At 72.6% G+C, this 13,591-nt stretch carries 13 protein-coding genes; all 13 read left to right on the forward strand.

Annotated elements, in window-relative coordinates; translation table 11 throughout:
• Positions 1 to 6 precede the first annotated feature (6 nt).
• The gene (gene infB, locus AB0J72_RS48605) at positions 7 to 3,057 is read left to right on the forward strand and encodes a translation initiation factor IF-2 (protein ID WP_363412743.1); all 3,051 of its coding nucleotides are present in this window, start codon (positions 7 to 9) and stop codon (positions 3,055 to 3,057) included.
• An 82-nt stretch (positions 3,058 to 3,139) separates the two neighbouring features.
• Positions 3,140 to 3,514, forward strand: coding sequence for a hypothetical protein (locus AB0J72_RS48610; protein WP_363412745.1), 375 nt, complete (start codon positions 3,140 to 3,142; stop codon positions 3,512 to 3,514).
• Between the two features lie 20 nt (positions 3,515 to 3,534).
• A complete protein-coding gene (locus AB0J72_RS48615) occupies positions 3,535 to 3,831 on the forward strand; it encodes a DUF503 domain-containing protein (protein WP_363412747.1) in 297 nt (98 codons plus the stop codon).
• A gap of 99 nt (positions 3,832 to 3,930) precedes the next feature.
• The gene (rbfA, locus tag AB0J72_RS48620; protein ID WP_363412749.1) at positions 3,931 to 4,404 is read left to right on the forward strand and encodes a 30S ribosome-binding factor RbfA; all 474 of its coding nucleotides are present in this window, start codon (positions 3,931 to 3,933) and stop codon (positions 4,402 to 4,404) included.
• Positions 4,401 to 5,435 (forward strand): bifunctional oligoribonuclease/PAP phosphatase NrnA, encoded by a 1,035-nt coding sequence (locus AB0J72_RS48625; protein WP_363412751.1) that lies wholly within the window; start codon positions 4,401 to 4,403, stop codon positions 5,433 to 5,435. The genes rbfA and AB0J72_RS48625 overlap by 4 nt, the downstream gene beginning before the upstream one ends.
• A 53-nt stretch (positions 5,436 to 5,488) precedes the next feature.
• The gene (locus AB0J72_RS48630; RefSeq protein ID WP_360559673.1) at positions 5,489 to 5,890 is read left to right on the forward strand and encodes a hypothetical protein; all 402 of its coding nucleotides are present in this window, start codon (positions 5,489 to 5,491) and stop codon (positions 5,888 to 5,890) included.
• Positions 5,887 to 6,105 (forward strand): DUF6186 family protein, encoded by a 219-nt coding sequence (locus tag AB0J72_RS48635; protein ID WP_363412753.1) that lies wholly within the window; start codon positions 5,887 to 5,889, stop codon positions 6,103 to 6,105. Before AB0J72_RS48630 ends, AB0J72_RS48635 begins: the two co-directional genes overlap by 4 nt.
• A gap of 549 nt (positions 6,106 to 6,654) precedes the next feature.
• Positions 6,655 to 7,941 (forward strand): MATE family efflux transporter, encoded by a 1,287-nt coding sequence (locus AB0J72_RS48640; RefSeq protein WP_363412769.1) that lies wholly within the window; start codon positions 6,655 to 6,657, stop codon positions 7,939 to 7,941.
• 13 nt (positions 7,942 to 7,954) lie between these two features.
• Positions 7,955 to 8,821 (forward strand): DUF3626 domain-containing protein, encoded by an 867-nt coding sequence (locus AB0J72_RS48645; RefSeq protein ID WP_363412755.1) that lies wholly within the window; start codon positions 7,955 to 7,957, stop codon positions 8,819 to 8,821.
• A gap of 11 nt (positions 8,822 to 8,832) precedes the next feature.
• Positions 8,833 to 9,723 carry a tRNA pseudouridine(55) synthase TruB gene (gene truB, locus AB0J72_RS48650; protein WP_363412757.1) on the forward strand — a complete coding sequence of 297 codons (891 nt, stop codon included), beginning with the start codon at positions 8,833 to 8,835 and terminating at the stop codon, positions 9,721 to 9,723.
• A gap of 132 nt (positions 9,724 to 9,855) precedes the next feature.
• Positions 9,856 to 10,797 (forward strand): bifunctional riboflavin kinase/FAD synthetase, encoded by a 942-nt coding sequence (locus AB0J72_RS48655; RefSeq protein ID WP_363412759.1) that lies wholly within the window; start codon positions 9,856 to 9,858, stop codon positions 10,795 to 10,797.
• Positions 10,798 to 10,895: 98 nt separating this feature from the next.
• Positions 10,896 to 11,165 (forward strand): 30S ribosomal protein S15, encoded by a 270-nt coding sequence (rpsO, locus tag AB0J72_RS48660; protein ID WP_344507829.1) that lies wholly within the window; start codon positions 10,896 to 10,898, stop codon positions 11,163 to 11,165.
• Positions 11,166 to 11,371: 206 nt separating this feature from the next.
• Positions 11,372 to 13,591 (forward strand): polyribonucleotide nucleotidyltransferase (locus AB0J72_RS48665; protein WP_363412761.1); only part of this gene is annotated, 2,220 nt, incomplete at its 3' end.

Consider the following 13,591-nt stretch of genomic DNA (forward strand, 5'->3'; position numbering starts at 1 on the left):
AGTGTAGTGGCAGGCAAGGCCCGCGTACACGAGCTGGCAAAAGAGCTCGGGGTCGAGAGCAAGACCGTGCTCGCGAAGCTGCAGGAGCTTGGCGAATACGTGAAGTCCGCATCCAGCACGGTCGAGGCGCCAGTGGCGCGCCGGCTGCGAGCGAGCTTCGAATCCGGAGGGGCCGCACCGGCACCCTCGGCTCCTCCTGCGCCGGCATCGTCGGCTCCCTCGGCCGCGCCAGTGCCTACGGCACCGCGTCCGGGCCCGGCAGTCCCGGCAGCCAAGCCCTTCGCGCCCCCGAAGCGGCCGCAGCCGCCCGCGGGCGGTGGACCCGGTGGCGGGCGTGGCCCGATCCCCGGCCCGCCGCGCCCCGCGGCTCCCGCGGTCAAGCCGACGAGCGCGCACGACATCGAGGTGGCGGCCGCCGAGCAGCGTGCCGCCGCGCTGAAGGCGGACCAGGACGCGGCTCTGAAGGCCGCGAAGGAGGCCCGCCAGCGGGAGACCACCAGGCGTGAGAGCACGCCGCCGCCCAGCGGTGGTGCGCCGACGCCGGGCCCGCGTCCCGGTCCGGCGACGCCGGCACCCCAGCCGGGTGCCGCGCCGACCCCGGGTGCCCCACGTCCAGGCCAGGGGCCTCGTCCCGGCGGCGCTCGTCCGCCGGCGCGCTCCCCGGGCAACAACCCGTTCGGTGTCTCCGGCGGCGCTCCGGCGCGGCCGACGCCGGGCGGCGGCAACATCCCGCGGCCCAACCCGGCCGCGATGCCTCCGCGGCCCAACCCCGCCTCGATGGGCGGCCCCCGGCCCAACCCGTCGCAGATGCCGAGCCAGCGTCCGGGTCGCCCGGGCGGTGGCCCCGGTGACCGTCCCGGTCGTCCGGGTGGCGGTCCCGGCGGTGGCGGCGGTGGCTTCCGTTCCGGTGGTGGCGGCGGTCGTCCCGGCGGTCCCGGTGGTGGCGGCGGCGGTGGCTTCCGCCCCGGTGGTGGCGGCGCCGGTGGCGGTTTCCGTCCCGGTGGCGGCGGCGGTGCCGGAGCCGGTGGCGGCTACCGTCCCGGTGGTGGCGGCGGCGCGCCCGGCGCGGGCGTCGGCGGTGCCGGTCGTCCCGGTGGCGGCGGTGCCGGTGGCCGTGGTCGCGGCGGCGGTGCCGCGGGTGCCTTCGGGCGTCCCGGTGGCCGGCCCACCCGTGGCCGCAAGTCCAAGAAGCAGCGCAGACAAGAGTTCGACAACCTGTCCGCGCCGACGATGGGTTCGGGCGCTCCCCGGGGTCAGGGTCAGTCGATCCGGCTCCCGCAGGGTGCCTCCCTGTCCGACTTCGCGGACCGGATCAACGCCAACCCGGGCTCGCTCGTCCAGGAGATGTTCAACCTGGGTGAGATGGTGACGGCGACCCAGTCGTGCACCAACGAGACGCTGCTGCTGCTCGGTGAGCACCTGGGCTTCAACGTCGAGATCGTCAGCCCCGAGGACGAGGACCGCGAGCTGCTCGCGCGCTTCGACATCGACATCGATGCCGACGTCGACGAGGAGCGCCTGGTCATCCGGCCGCCGGTCGTGACCGTCATGGGTCACGTCGACCACGGTAAGACGAAGCTGCTCGACGCGATCCGCTCCACCAACGTCGTGGCCGGCGAGGCCGGTGGCATCACCCAGCACATCGGTGCCTACCAGGTGCACGTGCCGCACGGCGAGGACGGCGAGGACCGCGCGATCACCTTCATCGACACCCCGGGTCACGAGGCGTTCACCGCCATGCGTGCCCGTGGTGCGCAGGCCACGGACATCGTGGTCCTGGTGGTCGCGGCCGACGACGGCGTCATGCCCCAGACGATCGAGGCGTTGAACCACGCCCAGGCGGCCGAGGTGCCGATCGTGGTCGCGGTCAACAAGATCGACAAGGAGAACGCCAACCCGGCCAAGGTGCGTCAGGAGCTGACGCAGTACGGCCTGGTCGCCGAGGAGTACGGCGGCGAGACCATGTTCGTCGACATCTCCGCGAAGAGCCGCATCAACATCGAGGGTCTCCTCGAGGCCGTGCTGCTGACCGCCGACGCTGCGCTCGACCTGCGCGCGCCGATCGACGGTCCGGCGCAGGGCATCGCGATCGAGTCGCACCTCGACCGTGGCCGTGGTCCCGTCGCCACCGTGCTGGTGGAGAAGGGCACGCTCAACGTCGGTGACTCGATCGTCGCCGGCCGTGCCTACGGGCGCGTCCGGGCGATGCTCGACGAGAACGGCACGCCCGTGCCGTCGGCCGGGCCGGCCCGTCCGGTCCTGGTGCTCGGTCTGACCTCGGTGCCCGGCGCCGGTGACACGTTCCTTGCCACCGACGACGACCGCACCGCGCGCCAGATCGCCGAGCAGCGGCAGGCTCGCCGCCGCGCGGCCGAGATGGCCTCGCGCACCGGCCGGGTCACCCTGGAGAACCTGTTCGACCAGCTCAAGGAGGGCGAGAAGACCACGCTCAACCTCATCCTCAAGGGTGACGGTTCGGGTTCGGTCGAGGCGCTCGAGGACGCACTGGTCAAGATCGTCGTCGCCGACGAGGTCCAGCTCCGGATCATCCACCGGGGCGTGGGCGCCGTCACCCAGGACGACGTCAACCTGGCGAGCGCGTCCGACGCGATCGTCATCGGGTTCAACGTGCGGGCCGAGGGTCGCATCCGCGAGCTGGCCGACCGCGAGGGCGTGGAGATCCGGTACTACACGGTCATCTACCAGGCCATCGAGGAGATCGAGACCGCGCTCAAGGGCATGCTCAAGCCCATCTACGAGGAGGTCGAGCTCGGCACGGCGGAGATCCGCGAGGTCTTCCGCTCGTCGCGCTTCGGCAACATCGCGGGCTGCATCGTCCGCACCGGGCTCATCCGGCGCAACAGCAAGGCGCGCCTGCTCCGCGACGGGGCTGTCATCTCCGACAACCTCACCATCGCGGGCCTGCGCCGCTTCAAGGACGACGCCACCGAGGTCCGCGAGGGCTTCGAGTGCGGTATCACGCTCGGCAACTTCAACGACATCCAGCTCGGTGACGTCATCGAGACCTGGGAGCTGCGGGAGAAGCCGCGCGGCTGATGCCGTCCAGCTGAGAGGGGCCGCCGCGGGTTCGCGGCGGCCCTTTCTTTGATGTTGGTTTCGGGCGTACCGTCGATGCGTCATGAACCTCGTCTGGTGGTCGATCGAGGTCCGCGACGGGGATACCCCGGCGCGGCAATGGCGGGACGCCTGGTCGCGGTCGCTGCTCGAGGCCGCTGTGACGCACGGGGCGCATGACTTCATCTGGCAGGCCGAGCCGTTCGGGGTCGTGCTGGAGCTCGGCTTCGCCGGGACCGGCGACTGGGACCGCTTCCGGAGCCTGCCGGGCGTGACCGCCGCCCTCGACGCGGTCGACCCGACGTCGATCTACGTGTACCCGGGCCGCGGCGGCGGCGCCGGCGCCGGGCTGCCCCGGCGCAGCCCGCGCCCGATCGTCGAGGACGCCGCCCCACTCCCGGTCTCACCTGCTCCTTTATTGGTGGCCAGACTTCCGTAGAGTCGTTAGGATCTTGGGCCGTGTATACCGGAACCGCGGTCTTCGACATACTTCTGCCCGGTGACTCCCGTTCACTGAAGGCCAAGCGCGCCTACGTGCGGCCGCTGGTGGCCTACCTGCGCAAGTTCGAGGTGTCGGTCGCCGAGGTCGGCGCCCTCGACCTGCACGGACGCGCCGAGGTCGGCGTCGCGGTGGTCGCCGCGGAGGCCGGGCACGTGCGGGAGGTCCTGGACACCATCGAGCGGGCGGTCGCGGGCCGCCCCGAGATCGAGTTGCTCTCCGTGCGCCGCCGGCTGCACGGTGACGATGACGAGTAAACCCACGCCTGGTCCGGGGCGCTGGACGCGGCCTCCAGGTCGCGGCGCGGGTAGTGTCAGAGCGTTGGTCAGATCGTTTTGGCTGCGGAGGTGTTCGAGATGACGGATCCGGCAAAGGTGCGCCGGCACGCCGAGCGGGTGAAAGAGCTCGTCGCATCGGTGGTGCGGACGCAGGTCAAGGACCCTCGGCTGGGGATGATCACGATCACCGACGCGCGGATCACCGCTGATCTGCGTGAGGCGACCGTGTTCTACACGGTGCTCGGTGACGCGACGGCACAGTCGGGCACGGCGGCGGCGCTGGAGAGCGCCAAGGGGCTGCTGCGTTCGACCGTCGGCAGGGCACTGGGGCTGCGCCACTCGCCGAGCCTCACCTTCGTGCACGACGACGTGACGGAGCACGTGAAGCACATCGACGACCTGCTGGCGACCGCGCGCAACGCCGACGCGGAGGTCCAGCGACGGGCCGCCGGGGCGCACTACGCCGGCGACGCCCAGCCCTACAAGCTCGACGAAGAGGCGGGGGCCGAAGGCGCCGACGACGAGGTCGTCGTCGGCCAGGACCGTCGGTGACCGCACCGCAACCATCGCCCGGGGAGTGGGCCGCAGCGGTCTCAGCGCTGCGCGGTCTGCCCCCGGGCGCTCGCGTGCTGCTCGCCTGCCACGTCAACCCCGACGGCGACGCCCTCGGCAGCATGCTCGGCTTCGCGCTGGGGCTGCGCCGCTTCGCCCCGTCGCTGGTCGTCGAGGCGACCTTCCCCGGCCCGCTGACCGTGCCCGCGCCCTTCGACGAGCTGCCGGGCGTGTCCATGCTGGTCCCGGCGGCCACCGTCACGCCGCCCGCGCCCACGCCCGACGCGATGCTGGTCTTCGACGCCGCCAGCGTCGAGCGGCTCGGCGACCTCGCCGGCGTCCTGGCCGCCGCCCCGGTCGGCATCGTGCTCGACCATCACGCGTCCAACCCCGGCTTCGGGGCGGTCAACCTCATCGACCCGTCCGCCGCCGCGACGTCGGTCGTCGCCGAGGGGCTGCTCGGCCGGCTCGGCGTGGCGCTGGACGCCGAGATCGCAGAGTGCCTGTATGTGGCGCTCGCCACCGACACGGGCTCGTTCAAGCACGCCTCGACCACGCCGGCGGTGCACGAGCTCGCGGCCCGGCTCATCGCCACCGGCATCCCCGTCGGCGACATCTCCCGCCGCCTGTTCGACACCCGGCCCCACAGCGCGGTCCGGCTCTTCGGCGTCGCCCTGGCCCGCACCGCGCTCGAGCCCGCCGGCGGTCTCGGCCTCGCGTGGACCTACGTGACGCTCGCCGACCTCGCCGAGTTCGGCCAGCCCGCGGGCGCGGTGGAGGCGCTCATCGACTCCGTGCGCTGCGTCGCGGAGGCCGACGTCGCCTGCGTGGTGAAGCCCGTCGGGCCGCACGAGTGGTCGGTCTCGCTGCGCAGCAAGGGCGCCGTCGACGTCAGCCGGGTCGCCGTCGGTCTCGGCGGCGGCGGGCACCGCTTCGCGGCCGGGTTCAGCGCGACCGGCACGGTCGACGACGTGATCGCCGCGATCCGCACCGCGCTCACGGAATCGGTCGTCCCGGCAGATCAGGGTTAAACGGGGGCTGACATCGCTGGCACACCGGGTGTCGCGCCGGTGACAATCGATGGATGGACCGACCTGAGCTGGTTGCGGAGGTCGACCGGGGCTGGGCCCGCCCGGTTGTGCTCGCCCCGGTCTTCGCCCTGGTCGCCCTGGTGGGCGGGGCGCTGCCGTCGTTCTCCCTGCGGGCCAACCTGCTCGTCCTCGGCGCCGGGGGAGCGCTGCTGTGGCTCGGCATGTCCGCCACCGTGCCGAAGCGTCCCGCGCCGGCGCGACTGCCCCGGGCGGCGGCGTGGTGGCTGCTGCCGGTCGGGCTCTTCGCGGTCATCGAGGGCGTCACGTTCCTGATCGGGTCGCGGGCCTATCCGACCCTGTCCCGCCTCGCCGACCCCTTGCTGGAGCACTACCTGGCCCGCGCCGCCGCCTACTTCGGCTGGCTGTGGGCCTTCTGGGCGATGGTGCGGCGATGACGGTAGCGCAGGCGGGGATCGCGGCGGCGTTCGTCGTGTCGCTGGGGCTCTTCGCGGTGGTCGAGATCGCCGCCCGGCGGGAGGGCTCGAAGGTGCCGACGCTCGGCGAGGTCTGCGGCGTCGTCATGCGCTACCGGGTCGGCCCGCTGCCGGTCGGCCGGATCGCGATGTTCGGCTTCTGGTGGTGGCTCGGCTGGCACTTCCTGGCGCGCTGACGAGCGCCCCGACGAGTGCCCCGACGAACGCGCTGACGGACTTCCGACAGGTGAACCCGTCGGTAACTGCGTTCCAGATCGCGGGATGACGTCGCACATCGTGGAACTGAACGATAGCTTAGGAATATGCGCATCGTACGAATTCTTCGCTGCCCGTCCCGGGGCTGACCGCTTCCAGCGGAACCCGGCGGCGGGCGTCTCACGGCCCAGGAAACACCACAGCCGCCAAGCGAGGAACAGATGCGCCAGACCCACCGATCCACGTTGCAGGCCGACGCCACCCACAGTCGGTCTCCTCGTCGCGTGTTGGCGTGGCCGCCGGTGACCCCGGCGCCCCTGCGATCGGACCGTCGATACTCCAACCGCGTCACCGAGTCAGGAGACCGTCATGCCTGAGCAGCCGAAGTCCCAGCCCAAGCCGCAGGAGCCCACCACCGAGACGCGTGAGCGCGCCCGTGCCGCCCTGCAGATGTCGATGGACCGCAGGGGCTGATCACCCTGTAAGTAGCGTGTAGGGAGGCTTCTCCTTACGCTGTCGCGGTGACCCCGATGCGTCGTGTCGCCGCCCTCGCCCTGCCTGCGCTCGTGGTGCTCGCCGCCGAGCCGCTCTACGTCCTCGTCGATACGGCGGTCGTCGGGCACCTCGGCCGCGAGGAGCTGGGTTCGCTCGCCATCGGCGGGCAGATCATGGCGCTCGCCGTCTGGCTGGGCAACGTGCTCGCCTACGGCACCACCGGCCGCGCCGCGCGCCGCTTCGGCGCCGGGCAGCGCGGTGCCGCGGTCGCCGAGGGCGTCCAGGCGTCCTGGCTGGCCTTCGCCGGCGGGGTCGTCATCATGGTGGCCCTCGAGGTGTTCGCCGGGCCGCTGACCCGTGCCGTCGCCGGGTCGCCCGGCCCGGTCGCCGACGGCGCCGCCGACTGGCTGCGCATCGCCGCCCTGGGCGCGCCCGGCCTGCTGCTCGGCACCGCGGGCAACGGGTGGATGCGCGGCGTGCAGGACACCCGCCGCCCGCTCTACTACGTGCTCGGCGCCAACGCGCTGTCGGCCGTGCTCTGCCCCCTGCTCGTGCACCCGCTGGGGTTCGGCCTGGCCGGCTCCGCGATCGCGAACGTCGTCGCGCAGACGGCGGGCGGCCTGCTGTTCGTCCGGGCGCTGCTGACCGAGCGGGTCCCGCTGCGGCCGCACCTGGACGTGATCCGCCACCAGCTGGTGCTCGGCCGCGACCTGCTGCTGCGCGGTGCGGCGTTCCAGGCGTGCTTCCTGTCCGCGTCGGCGGTCGCGGCCCGCTTCGGCACCGCCAGCCTCGCCGCGCACCTCATCGCGATCCAGCTGTTCTTCTTCACCGCGCTCGCCCTGGACGCCGTCGCGATCGCCGCGCAGTCCCTCGTCGGCGCCGCGCTCGGCGGCGAACAGGTCGACGAGGCGCGCCTGCTCGCCCGCCGCATCACCGCCGCCGGGCTGGTCTCCGGCGCCGTGTTCGCGGTGCTGGTCGCGGCCGCCCTCGCCACCGTCCGGCCGTGGTTCGGCGCCGATGATCAGGTGTACGCCCAGGCGAAGACCGCCTGGTGGTGGTTCGTCGCGATGATGCCGGCGGCCGGCGTGGTCTTCGCGCTCGACGGGGTCTTCCTCGGCGCCGGCGACGTGCGGTACCTGCGCAACCTCACGTTCGTGTCGGCGCTCGGCGGCTTCCTGCCCGGCATCTGGCTCGCGTACCTGCTCGACGCCGGCCTGCGCGGGGTGTGGGTCGCCCTCTGCCTGTTCATCGCGCTGCGCCTGGGCGGCCTGCTGTGGCGCCTGGCCGGCGACAAATGGGCGGTGGCCGGCGCGGTCCGCTGACATACTGCGCGCCGTGGACGCACAGCTCACGGCCGCGCAACTGGAGGCGCTCGCGCACGTGCGGGCGGCGGCGGGCCCGCGCACCGACCCGGTGGACGCGGTCGTAACGATCAACTTCCATCCGGACCGCATCGACGCCGGCGGCCGCACCGTGATCGCGGGGCTGCTCGCCGACGGCCGGTTCCGCAGCCAGTTCGAGACCGGCATCTCCAACGGCGGCCTCACGGCGCACCCGGGCGGCGACCGCGACCGCTGGGAGGAGCGCATGTTCGGCGGCGCCTACCAGCGGCCCGGCGTCGTGCCCGCCGACCGGCCCAAGTACGGCGCCCTCGACCTGCGCCGCCACCCGGCCGGCGCCGCTCGCCGCTTCGGCTCCGCGCACCTGCGCCTGCGCCCCGAGGTCAACACGCGCGCCACGTTCACCCTGGGGGACAGCTTCAACGAGCCCGGGGAGGCGGGCGTGTTCGACGCGTTGGCGCCGGTACTGGCGGGCCTCGCCGACCACGTCGCCGCGGCCGGACCGCTCGACGACTACGTCGAGGCGCAGGTCCACGGTCCGGTCGACCTCGCCCGGGACGTGGCGGCGCTCGTCCTCGACGACAGCTTCGCCGGCCACCTGCCCGCCGCGGAGACGCTCGCGGACCGGTACGGCGTCAAGCTCGAATGGCGGGCGGGGCCGCGCCTGAGCCCGGACGAGATCGACGACGAGTTCCGGGGTCCCGAGGTGCGTCCCCTGGCGGTGCTGCTGTGCGAGCGCTGGTCGCGGCCCTTCGTCGACGCCGAGCTGATCGGCCGCGGTGCCCGTGCCGCCCGCGCCGATCCCGAGCGGCTGCAGCTGTTGAAGTACCTGTGGCACACCCTCACAGTGCACGGCAGTTAGGCTGACCCGTCGTGGCGCAGAAGGCAGCAACGCAGGGCGGGCTCGTCGTCGTCGACAAGCCCGGCGGGATGACCTCGCACGACGTGGTGTCGCGGATGCGGCGGCTGGCGAAGACCCGCCGGGTCGGGCACGGCGGCACCCTCGACCCGATGGCGACCGGGGTGCTCATCATCGGTGTGGAGAAGGCGACCCGGCTGCTCACGTACGTCATCGGCAGCACCAAGGAGTACCGCGCCACGATCCGGCTCGGGCAGGCGACCGTCACCGACGACGCCGAGGGCGAGATCGTGTCCACTGTGGACGCGAGCGGGGTCACCGACGGCGACGTCCACGCCGGGCTCGCGCCGCTGCGCGGGGAGATCCTGCAGGTGCCCAGCGCCGTGTCGGCGATCAAGGTGAACGGGGTCCGCTCCTACCACCGGGTCCGCTCCGGCGAGGAGGTCGCGCTGCAGCCCCGGCCGGTCACCGTCGCCCGCCTCGACGTCCTGGGGATCCGGCGCGAGCCCGGATGGGTCGACGTCGACGTCGACGTCGCGTGCTCGTCCGGGACGTACATCCGCGCGCTCGCCCGGGACCTCGGCGCGACGCTCGGCGTCGGCGGGCACCTGACCGTGCTGCGCCGCACGGCCGTCGGCGCGTTCACGCTCGCCGAGGCGGCGACCCTGGAGGAGCTGGCCGAGCGGGACGACCCGGTCACGATGCCGCTGCCGGCCGCCGCCGCGCGGTCCTTCCCCCGCCGCGACGCCGACGAGGTCGAGGCGAAGACGCTCTCGCACGGCGGGTCGCTCGCCCCGATCGGGGTCGCCGAGCCGTACGCGGTCTTCGCCCCCGACGGCAGCGTGCTCGCCATCGTCCGGGAGAAGGACGGCCGGGCGCGGCCGGAGATCGTGCTCGTCCCCTGACACCGCGGTACACCCGCCGCGACGGCCACAAGAGCGGCCGCGGCGACCCGTACACCCGCCGCGATCGTGACAAGAGTGGCTGTCGCCACCCGTACACCTGCCACAAACGTCGCAAGAGTTAGGCTCGCAACCATGCAGCGGTGGCGGGGAACGCAGGCGGCGCCGGGTGGATGGGGGCGCGCGGTCACCACGATCGGCGTCTTCGACGGCGTGCACCGGGGGCACCAGCAGGTGATCGGGCACGTCGTGAAGCGGGCCGGCGAGCTGGGCGTGCGGTCGGTCGTGCTGACGTTCGACCCCCACCCGTCGGAGGTGGTCCGGCCCGGGTCGCACCCGGCGGTGCTGAGCGAGCCGTCCCGCAAGGCGGAGCTGATCGAGGCGCTCGGCGTCGATGTGCTGTGCGTCATCCCGTTCACGGTCGAGTATTCGCACCTGTCGCCGGAGGCGTTCGTCCACGACGCGCTGGTCGAGCACCTGCACACCGCGCTGGTCGTGGTGGGGGAGAACTTCCGGTTCGGCCACAAGGCCGCCGGTGACCTGCAGCTGCTGCACCGGCTCGGGCGCACGTTCGGCTTCGGGGTGGAGGGCGCGCCGCTGGTGGCCGACGAGGGCACCGTGTTCTCCTCGACCTACATCCGGGCCTGCGTCGACGCGGGTGACGTGGTCGCCGCCGCCCGCGCGCTGGGCCGGCCGCACCGCGTCGAGGGCGTCGTCGTGCGCGGCGACCAGCGCGGCCGTGAGCTGGGCTTTCCCACGGCCAACCTGTTGACCGCGCCGAACACCGCGGTCCCCGCCGACGGCATCTACGCCGCCTGGGTGACCCGCGACCGGGACGGCGAGCCGCACCGCGCGGCGGTCTCCATCGGCACCAACCCGACGTTCTCCGGCAAGGAGCGGCGGGTCGAGTCCTTCCTGCTCGACTTCGCCGGCGACCTCTACGGCGAGCGGATCGCCGTCGACTTCGTCGAACGCCTCCGTGAGCAGCGGGTGTACACCGGCGTCGAGCCGCTGGTCGAGCAGATCCACGACGACGTCGCACAGGCCAGACGAGTGCTGGACCGCCCCGTCTGTTAGCCTTGTGTCGACGCCGGGTGACCGGCGGGGGCCAGGCTGCCTGCACGACGCCGCGGGACCGGCCTCTTCTGTACGCACACCCAGTTCAAAGGGAGATCATGGCGCTCGACTCTGCGCAGAAGACCGAGATCATGGGCAAGTACGCGACCGGCGAAGGGGACACCGGCTCGCCGGAGGTCCAGGTCGCGATGCTGACCAAGCGGATCGCGGACCTCACCGAACACCTCAAGAAGCACAAGCACGACCACCACAGCCGGCGCGGCCTGCTGCTGCTGGTCGGCCGTCGCCGCCGCCTGCTCAACTACCTGCAGCGCAGCGACATCGCCCGCTACCGCTCGTTGATCGAGCGGCTCGGCCTGCGGCGATAACGACTCGCACGGTGGGGAGCGGCGTCCATGCGTCGCTCCCCTTCGTGTAGTGACACACTGGTATGGACAGTCGCCCCGCCGAGCGTGTCGGCGCACCGGTCCTCGGTAGTGGCTTCCGGGCAGATCAGCCCCGTGAGCTTCGATCGAAGACCGGCCGCAGACAGCTCCGCCTGGGCGCACCACAACCCGAAGGAGCACCACAACACATGACCGAGCAGAGCACTCTCGGTACGCACTCCAGCACCGCGGTCATCGACAACGGCGCGCTCGGCACCCGGGAGATCACGTTCTCCACGGGCCGCCTCGCCCGTCAGGCCGCCGGTTCCGCGCTCGCCCAGCTGGGTGAGACGGTCGTGCTGTCGGCGACGACGGCCGGCAAGTCGCCGAAGGACCAGTTCGACTTCTTCCCGCTGACGGTCGACGTCGAGGAGCGGATGTACGCCGCGGGCCGGATCCCCGGCTCGTTCTTCCGCCGCGAGGGCCGCCCCAGCGAGGACGCGATCCTCACCTGCCGCCTGATCGACCGGCCGCTGCGCCCCAGCTTCGTCAAGGGCCTGCGCAACGAGGTCCAGGTGGTCGAGACGATCCTCGCCCTCGACCCGGCCCACCCCTACGACGTCGTGGCGATCAACGCCGCCTCGATGTCCACCAAGCTGTCCGGCCTGCCGTTCTCCGGCCCGATCGGCGCCACCCGCATGGCCCACGTCGACGGCCAGTGGATCGCGTTCCCGACGCTCGAGGAGCTCGGCCGCGCCACGTTCGACATGGTCGTCGCCGGCCGCACCCTGCCCGACGGCGACGTCGCGATCATGATGGTCGAGGCCGAGGCGACGGAGCACACCGTGGCCCTCGTCGCCGGCGGCGCGCCCGCGCCGACCGAGGAGGTCGTGGCCGGTGGCCTCGAGGCCGCCAAGCCCGCCATCCGCGAGCTGTGCCGGGCCCAGTCCGAGCTGGCGGCCGTCGCCGCGAAGCCGGTCCAGGAGTTCCCGACCTTCCTCGACTACCAGCCCGACGCCTACGAGGCCGTCGCCGGCGCGGTCAAGGACGAGGTCTCCGAGGCGCTGCGCATCTCCTCCAAGGCGGAGCGCGAGGAGGCCCTCGACCGGATCAAGGAGGCCGCCTTCCAGCGCCTCGCCGAGGGCTTCGAGGGTCGTGAGAAGGAGATCGGCGCCGCCCTGCGGTCGCTGACCAAGAACGAGGTCCGCGCCCGCGTCCTGCGCGAGCAGGTCCGCATCGACGGCCGCGGCCCGCGCGACATCCGTCCGCTGACCGCCGAGGTCCAGGTGCTCCCGCGGGTGCACGGCTCGGCCCTCTTCGAGCGTGGCGAGACCCAGATCCTGGGCGTCACCACGCTCAACATGCTGCGCATGGAGCAGACGCTGGACACCCTGGCGCCGGAGAAGTCCAAGCGCTACATGCACAACTACAACTTCCCGCCGTACTCGACCGGTGAGACCGGCCGGGTGGGCTCGCCGAAGCGGCGCGAGATCGGCCACGGCGCGCTCGCCGAGCGGGCCCTGATCCCGGTCCTGCCGGCCCGCGAGGAGTTCCCCTACGCGATCCGCCAGGTCTCCGAGGCGCTCGGCTCCAACGGCTCCACCTCGATGGGCTCCGTCTGCGCCTCGACGATGGCGCTGCTGTCCGCCGGTGTGCCGTTGAAGGCGCCGGTCGCGGGCATCGCGATGGGCCTCATCTCCGACGAGGTCGACGGCAAGACCGAGTACGTCACGCTCACCGACATCCTCGGTGCCGAGGACGCCTTCGGCGACATGGACTTCAAGGTCGCCGGCACCCGTGACTTCGTGACGGCCCTGCAGCTGGACACGAAGCTCGACGGCATCCCGTCGGACGTCCTCGCGGGCGCCCTGCAGCAGGCCCACGACGCGCGGCACGTCATCCTCGACGTGATGGCCGAGGCGATCGAGTCGCCGGCCGGCATGAGCCAGTACGCGCCCCGCGTGACCACGGTCAAGATCCCCGTCGACAAGATCGGCATGGTGATCGGGCCCAAGGGCCAGACCATCAACGCGATCCAGGACGAGACCGGCGCCGAGATCAGCATCGAGGACGACGGCACGATCTACGTCGGCGCGACCAACGGCCCGTCGGCCGAGGCCGCGGTCGAGCGGATCAACGCCATCGCCAACCCGACGATGCCGAAGGTCGGCGACAAGTTCCTCGGCACCGTGGTGAAGACGGCCGCGTTCGGCGCGTTCATCTCGCTGCTGCCGGGGCGCGACGGCCTGCTGCACATCTCGAAGGTGGGCAACGGCAAGCGCGTCGACCGGGTCGAGGACTTCCTCAACGTCGGCGACAAGGTCGAGGTGCAGATCGCGGACATCGACAACCGCGGCAAGATCTACCTGGACAAGGTGCTGTCCGAGGCGGAGGCCGCCGCGGCGGCCGAGGCCCCGTCCCGCCAGCGG

This window comes from Dactylosporangium sp. NPDC049742, from assembly GCF_040674675.1.
Classification (GTDB): Bacteria; Actinomycetota; Actinomycetes; order Mycobacteriales; family Micromonosporaceae; genus Dactylosporangium; species Dactylosporangium maewongense.

Bases quoted from the DNA above. Each gene is read 5' to 3' on its own strand.
- rpsO (WP_344507829.1), top strand. From the start codon at position 10,896: ATGGCGCTCGACTCTGCGCAGAAGACCGAGATCATGGGCAAGTACGCG.
- rbfA (WP_363412749.1), top strand. From the start codon at position 3,931: ATGACGGATCCGGCAAAGGTGCGCCGGCACGCCGAGCGGGTGAAAGAG.
- AB0J72_RS48655 (WP_363412759.1), top strand. From the start codon at position 9,856: ATGCAGCGGTGGCGGGGAACGCAGGCGGCGCCGGGTGGATGGGGGCGC.
- AB0J72_RS48640 (WP_363412769.1), top strand. From the start codon at position 6,655: ATGCGTCGTGTCGCCGCCCTCGCCCTGCCTGCGCTCGTGGTGCTCGCC.
- AB0J72_RS48610 (WP_363412745.1), top strand. From the start codon at position 3,140: ATGAACCTCGTCTGGTGGTCGATCGAGGTCCGCGACGGGGATACCCCG.
- AB0J72_RS48630 (WP_360559673.1), top strand. From the start codon at position 5,489: ATGGACCGACCTGAGCTGGTTGCGGAGGTCGACCGGGGCTGGGCCCGC.
- AB0J72_RS48635 (WP_363412753.1), top strand. From the start codon at position 5,887: ATGACGGTAGCGCAGGCGGGGATCGCGGCGGCGTTCGTCGTGTCGCTG.